The sequence below is a fragment of the Cysteiniphilum halobium genome (assembly GCF_003574425.1).
Taxonomy (GTDB): domain Bacteria; phylum Pseudomonadota; class Gammaproteobacteria; order Francisellales; family Francisellaceae; genus Caedibacter; species Caedibacter halobius.
In genome coordinates this window covers 35,418-42,084 of sequence record NZ_QLIU01000016.1, presented here as the reverse complement: position 1 = coordinate 42,084, position 6,667 = coordinate 35,418, and the positions used below count along the sequence as shown (strand labels likewise).

Genomic DNA, 6,667 nt, shown 5'->3' with positions numbered 1-6,667 from the left:
TTATGCTATGCAATATCTACCACTTAAAAAAGTTGAACATGGCGTTAATTTATTAAATGATTACGCTACATTAAATTATATAGTCATTCTAATAAATACCCATACATCTTTAACCTATATTAACAAGAGGTCATCAAGGTCGCAGTTAATCGGTTATATACTGGAATCACTATACAATATCGAAATCAAACATTTGGTTAGCAAAAGGTTCATCGATCAGTTGAAAATGCCACCATTCCGTAGCTACTGGCGCAAATCCAGCGTTTAGCATTTCTTGACGCAGCAATGTTCTATGAGCAATTACTTTTGCTGAAACGTCTTGATTACCAGGGTGAGATAAGGGATCCATATAATCAAAGATTGTCCCCATATCAAGTAACCGACCTTGTCGATCAATTAATGTTAAATCAACGGTGCTACCACTACAATGACTTGAGGTTTTATTAAAGTATCCCTGCTCAAACAAATCCGCTTTGCTTAATCTAGGGTAATATTGACATTGTGTATGATTATCATGAGTATCTTCAGACCACTGCCAAAAATCTTCAACTGCTTTTAAAGGACGGTATGCATCCCAAATCAACAGATTAAGCTCGTACCTAGCAACACGCTTAGCGACTTGTTGCAGTGCATTGTAACAGACCTTCGTCATTAGGCACTTATTCGCATAATAACCTGCTATGCGCCTTCCTATGATATTATCCTCATAACTATATTTGATGTCATAGCTAATCTTATCATCTTCGGTTAATTCAATAAATTCACTATGCATAGGGTAAACACCAGATATTGTAAAGTAGGTCACTTAATTTGATTTTATCCCCATACCAACCCATGCGTCAAACCGTGCGTAAAGTTTTTAAGAACAATTAATTATTAAGCACTCAATAAACATCAACCTAATCTATAAGATACGTGTTGAACCACTACTTAGTTGTTAGACTGGAAACTTTCTATAATTACTGCTCTAATAGCTCCAACACTTTGTGTTTTGCTGCACTAAAATCGGTTTTTCCTGATCCTAATTTTGGAATTGCATCAACTTTAAAATAGTTTTGTGGCTTCAATAAATTATTTATTTTAGAACTATTCACTTGCTGCTTAATATCATCAACCTCCATTGCCATTGTATATAAAAGTGATATACATTCCCCTTTTTTCTGATCAGGCGTTGCCACAGCTAATATTTCATTTTCTTCGTTATCTTCGCCTAACAATGCCATAATCTCTTCTTCAACCGCAGATAAACTCACCATTTCGCCAGCTAATTTTGCAAAACGTGAATAGCGATCCAGAATCGTTAAATAACCATCTTCATCAAGCATCCCTTTGTCACCTGTTTGATACCAACGAATGCGATGACGCTTAAAGATAACTTCCGCCGTTTTCTGTGGATTATGTAAGTAACCCTCCATGACATTAACCCCACCAAAGGTAATCATCCCAGCCTCACCAGTCGGCAACTCCTCTTTAGACTCAGGATCAATGATCATAAAACGTCCACCAGGCACCGAGCTACCAACGGTACCAATCTTATTATTAATTTTATCTCCCTCATTAGGCTGGTTGACACTTGCCACGGGACTAAGCTCAGTTGTACCATAGCCTTCGTAAATAATCTTGTCAAACTTCTTCTCAAACATTGCTCTGACTTCAGGAAGCAATTTTTCAGCGCCTGCAACAACGAAATTTAATGATGAGAATTGCTTGGCTGTCAGTTGACGTGCTTTGGAATAAATCCTAAAGAATGTTGATGTTCCACATAAAATCGTTGGTTTATATTTATCCGCTAACTCACCCAACATCGCCGCATCTGTAGGATCTGGGTGACAGACCATAAACACACCCTCAAGCAAAGGCAAAATCGTCGTTGCCGTTAAGCCAAAAGCATGAAAAATCGGCAAAATACTTAAGATAGAATCATCTGATTTAGCACCCAAGATAATCATTGATTGCTTGACATTGCCTAGAATGTTTTTGTGACTTAACACGACACCTTTTGGCTTACCTTCACTACCACTGCTAAACAAAATCGCTGCGGTATGGTCTGTTGCAACGCGTGTGACATAGTGATTAATCAATTGCTCAGCCGAGGATAGCTTCACATGCAATAAAGTTTTTAATAAAGTAAACTTATCCAGTTGCTGACGCATATCCTCTAAAAGAATAATCTTTGAATTACTAAATACTTCCTCTAAGAAAAATCCTTTTTTCTTCAATTGCTCAATAAAACGCCCTGAGGTAATAATCGTTTTAATATTGGACTCCGAAATTGCAGCATCAAGAGCTGATTTAGATGCAGTATAGTTTAAATTCACTAGTGTTTTCCCCAGCACAAAGCCACTCATAAGTGCCATCGCCCCTCCAACACTAGGTGGCAAACAAATACCAACACGCTCCTGTCCACGTAAAATTGGTTCAAGTAATTTCGATAGTGCAAGGGTTGCAACAAGTAAGCGCTCAGAGCTTAACTCAACACCTGTGGAATCAGCGATAACTTTTTTACCTTTTCGTGCTTTAGCTTGTTTAATCCAAACCTCTGGAATTGATGGCATAAGCGAGATATAACGCTCCCAGGCATAGATATTCTTCTCTGCCAAGAGGTCCGATAGCTCCTTTTTAGTCAAGGCAATACCAATTGGCTCGAAAAAGCTCAAGTGTAGCCACTGTGGCACATTGCGCCCACGCGTATATTTAATACACTCAAAACCACAAACCTGCATGGGGATAATTTCATTGTTAAGCTTTACCACATCCGTATAAAGCTCTTGAGGTGCAAGCAGCACTCCTTCTTTATTCCACGATGCCAAAAATGATTGTGAAATAATTATAACACCCGTTCTTTTGAGCAAGTAATCTACCAACTTTGACGGCGGATTTTGGCACTCCATCACCACTGTCACTGTTTGACGCGCAATTCGCTGCAATAAAACAGCTAAAAACAAATTAACATTATTACTAATGACCACTGCAGGCTTAAAATTTGGCACATAGTTAACATGGTAAAAGTTACACATATAGCGCTGGCGCTCTTTTAACTGCATAACGGCAATCAAAGTTTTATTTGGCCAAACATATAACGAACCCAACACAACTATAATAATTAAAGCGATTATACTTAGCACTACTAACATCTACACCACCTCATCATTGGCGATTTTCCATTTATATGCAGAAAACAGTATAGTAAAAAAAATGCTTTAAAAAGTCTAATAGACATTTATAACAAAATTGTCTTCAACTCATCAAGCTTTTTAATCGCTTGAACTTGAATACCCATATCCTTCTTTGGCATATTGCCTTGTGGCACAATTGCTTGTTTAAAGCCATGTTTTTGCGCCTCACTTAAACGCTCTTGCCCATAGGGAATCGCACGTATTTCACCTGAAAGACCTACTTCACCTAAGATAATCCAATCTTTAGGAATTGGGCGATTATATAAGCTTGAGAGGATCACCGCAATAATAGCCAAATCAATACTTGTCTCATTTACCTTAATGCCGCCAACAATGTTAATAAATACATCATGATCACTTAATTGCACGCTTAAATGACGCTGTATAATCGCCAATAACATTGCCAAACGATTGGGATCAAGTCCTAATGCCAAGCGTTTTGGCTGGGCATAACCATTTTCGCTAACCAATGCCTGAACTTCGACAAGTATTGGACGTGAACCCTCCCATATCGAGATAATAACGCTACCTGATATATCATCCTCAGCACGATTAAGAAAGATTGCCGATGGATTTCTAACCTCACGCATCCCTTTATCAGTCATCGCAAAAACACCCAGCTCATTTACTGCACCAAAGCGATTTTTCATTGCTCTGACCATACGATAGCGTCCATCGGTTTGCCCTTCGATAAAAATCACGCTATCAACGATGTGCTCAAGCACTCTGGGGCCGGCAACCTCACCTGATTTAGTCACATGTCCAACTAGAAAAACTGCGCAATTAAGGTGTTTAGCCGTTTGTGTTAACAAACTTGCTGATTCACGCACTTGCGCCACACCCCCTGCTGCTGATTGTAAGACTTCAATCTGCATGGTTTGAATTGAGTCAACAACGACTAATTGCGGACGATGTGTCTGGATATACTGACAAATCACTTCAACATTGGTTTCGCTCATCAACAGTAATTTATCATTAGGTAATTGCATACGTTGTGCGCGTAATGCAACTTGCTCTAGTGACTCTTCACCGGTGATATAAAGTGCACTGTGGTCTTGTGATAACACCGTCATAATTTGTAATAAAATCGAAGACTTTCCAATCCCTGGATCACCTCCAATTAAGGTCACTGAACCCGGCACGATACCGCCACCCATTACGCGATCAAATTCCGTAAATGAACTATGAATACGTGGATAATCCGCTAAAGCCACTTCATTGAGCTTTTGCACTTTTGCCTCAGTAGCAGCGTATCCTACTTTACCTGTTGTTGATTTAACCGCACGTATCTGAGTTTCAACTAGTGTATTCCATTCTAAGCAATCAGGACATTGCCCTTGCCACTTAGTTGATATCGCACCACAAGATTGACATACATAATTTGATTTTAGCTTCGCCATGCACGCACCTTTATTTATTCATCATGCTTGATCAAACCAACTAAATAATTCTCCAGTATCTGGTTGATTTCAAAGCCCTCGTCTCCTAATAGCTGAAAGCCATATTTTTTCTCATTTTGATAGTCATCAGCGGAAATCCAGATAACTTTTGATTTACAGTTTAGCTCTTGTTTTAGCTCAGGTAAGCGCACCAAAAGTTCAGCCTCCTGACCAAAGTTCAGTTCATCGCTATGGTAAAGGGTCAACGCACCTTGTTTAACAAAAGGTAAATAGCTTTCCAATGCTGCTTGTTTTGATGTCAGGGTAATTTCAATTACTTCCATATTATGTTTCCATATCTAATTTTAATCGCTTTTTTTGCTTCTTACGCGCACGCCTCTTTATGAATCTTACCAATAAAAAACTGATTGTGAATATGACTAAGAATAAGATAACCATTGAAATATGCCAATATTCTTTAACTAAATGTGTAAGGGATAGTTTGTGCAATATAATCTCAAGCGCATTACCAAAATAATATCCCCCTAATAAAAATACCAACACCCATACAATTGCACCAATCGTATCACAAATCATAAATTTGATATTACTAATCTTACTCATGCCTAATGCAAAAGGAATAATCGTTCTTAAGCCATAGGCAAAGCGAAAGCACAAAATTAGCCAGAAGTTATATTTATCAATCATCAAGCTAATACGATCGACCTTTGGTTGCCAGTTTGGCTTACGCTTTAACATCTTAGGTCCCACATAGCGCCCTAAATAAAATAAAAAACAATCATGAACCAAACAGCCAATCACTGATAAGATAATAATCCACCCCAGATCAAGCATACCAGAGGAAGCAGCCACACCACCTAATACTAAAAAAGTTTCACCTTCAATAATTGCTGCACCAAACATAAGCCAATAGCCCCATTGTTGAATTAGTGCAATATGTTCTGGTGACATGCAAACCCCATTTATCTTTTACTTACTGAAGTTACGTACATTAAAACTTTTCATAAAAACTACTTCGTTTCTGCATATCCACCCTTTCGTGAGCATAGTGATGCCACGCTTGTGGTGCAGGACAGACAGGTAAAGGCACGTAATTTCAGTACTTAGTCCAAACTTGTTTCTCAATACACATAAATTCTAACGTATCCATGCCATATATGCCAAAGCGAAACAGCTAAATAACGTAATTAATATGAATATATATTTTACTTATTGTATATCACTACTACAAAATCACTGACTCCACAAATGAATAAATAAGCAATAAGGCGAAAATTGTTAGAATCACCGAAAAAATAATTTCAAGCTTTGGCATTTGCCTAACAAATACATTTCTTACGCGTTGAGAGCCCATCACATAAGCGACAAAACTAAACCAAATCCAAGTACTTAAAAACATGACAATAAGAATACTTAAGTGGTACCAAACAGCCGAGGATTTTAAAACAAAAAATGGCAATAAACTTACGAAGAATACAATTACTTTGGGATTAGATAAATTACACAAAAAACCAGTTAGCCACAAATGGCGTTTTGATATTTTAATGACTTCACGCGCGTTTGCTTCTAACGCGTGTTTACCTCTGGAGGCCTTAAAACAATTATAGGCAATATATAACAAATAGCATCCGCCAAATAAGGCAATCCAATGCACTATAATCAGAAAGTTATCACTCAGATAATCCAGTAAAAGCACGACGAGTGTAGCATAAAATAAAACACCCGTAGCAATACCCAGTGCAACAAGTACGGCGGGGTTACGCCCATAACGAATAGATGATCTAAGCACCATAAAGAAATCAGGACCAGGTAACATCAACCCTAATAATTGTAACAACAGTAAACTTAATAACGCTGCAACTAACATCTAATAACTCATTTTGATAGGAAATAGAGCAAAAATTCTATCATATAAGCCACAAAAGCAAATCAAAGAATTGTTTTTTAGACTATGCCGCTCGTAAATCATTCTGCAATGGAGATACGATAAAATATTCTCCCAAAAAAGCTCAGGATTATGATGAATTCAGATTGTTAATTATACAGACAAAGTAGATGGACAATTTTTTTAATGATATCAATTAACCTAAG

General features: G+C 37.7%; 6 protein-coding genes. All 6 read right to left on the bottom strand.

Going from position 1 to position 6,667, the window contains the following annotated elements:
* Positions 1–169: 169 nt before the first annotated feature.
* The 6 genes from DNK85_RS04230 to DNK85_RS04205 all read right to left on the bottom strand — a co-directional run bounded on the left by DNK85_RS04230 (position 170) and on the right by DNK85_RS04205 (position 6,443).
* Positions 170–772, bottom strand: a complete 603-nt coding sequence (locus DNK85_RS04230) for a M15 family metallopeptidase (protein ID WP_119328326.1) — start codon at positions 770–772, stop codon at positions 170–172.
* A gap of 187 nt (positions 773–959) precedes the next feature.
* Positions 960–3,134: an AMP-binding protein gene (locus DNK85_RS04225; RefSeq protein ID WP_119328325.1), complete on the bottom strand. Its 2,175-nt coding sequence runs from the start codon at positions 3,132–3,134 to the stop codon at positions 960–962.
* A gap of 86 nt (positions 3,135–3,220) precedes the next feature.
* Positions 3,221–4,576, bottom strand: coding sequence for a DNA repair protein RadA (gene radA / locus DNK85_RS04220; protein ID WP_119328324.1), 1,356 nt, complete (start codon positions 4,574–4,576; stop codon positions 3,221–3,223).
* 14 nt (positions 4,577–4,590) lie between these two features.
* Positions 4,591–4,899, bottom strand: a complete 309-nt coding sequence (locus tag DNK85_RS04215) for a PilZ domain-containing protein (RefSeq protein WP_119328323.1) — start codon at positions 4,897–4,899, stop codon at positions 4,591–4,593.
* A 1-nt stretch (position 4,900) separates the two neighbouring features.
* Positions 4,901–5,527, bottom strand: a complete 627-nt coding sequence (locus tag DNK85_RS04210) for a DedA family protein (RefSeq protein ID WP_119328322.1) — start codon at positions 5,525–5,527, stop codon at positions 4,901–4,903.
* A gap of 274 nt (positions 5,528–5,801) precedes the next feature.
* A complete protein-coding gene (locus tag DNK85_RS04205) occupies positions 5,802–6,443 on the bottom strand; it encodes a LysE family translocator (RefSeq protein ID WP_119328321.1) in 642 nt (213 codons plus the stop codon).
* Between the last annotated feature and the right edge of the window lie 224 nt (positions 6,444–6,667).

Coding starts and splice junctions, on each gene's coding strand:
- DNK85_RS04230 (WP_119328326.1), bottom strand. CDS start 772: ATGCATAGTGAATTTATTGAATTAACCGAAGATGATAAGATTAGCTAT.
- DNK85_RS04225 (WP_119328325.1), bottom strand. CDS start 3,134: ATGTTAGTAGTGCTAAGTATAATCGCTTTAATTATTATAGTTGTGTTG.
- radA (WP_119328324.1), bottom strand. CDS start 4,576: ATGGCGAAGCTAAAATCAAATTATGTATGTCAATCTTGTGGTGCGATA.
- DNK85_RS04215 (WP_119328323.1), bottom strand. CDS start 4,899: ATGGAAGTAATTGAAATTACCCTGACATCAAAACAAGCAGCATTGGAA.
- DNK85_RS04210 (WP_119328322.1), bottom strand. CDS start 5,527: ATGTCACCAGAACATATTGCACTAATTCAACAATGGGGCTATTGGCTT.
- DNK85_RS04205 (WP_119328321.1), bottom strand. CDS start 6,443: ATGTTAGTTGCAGCGTTATTAAGTTTACTGTTGTTACAATTATTAGGG.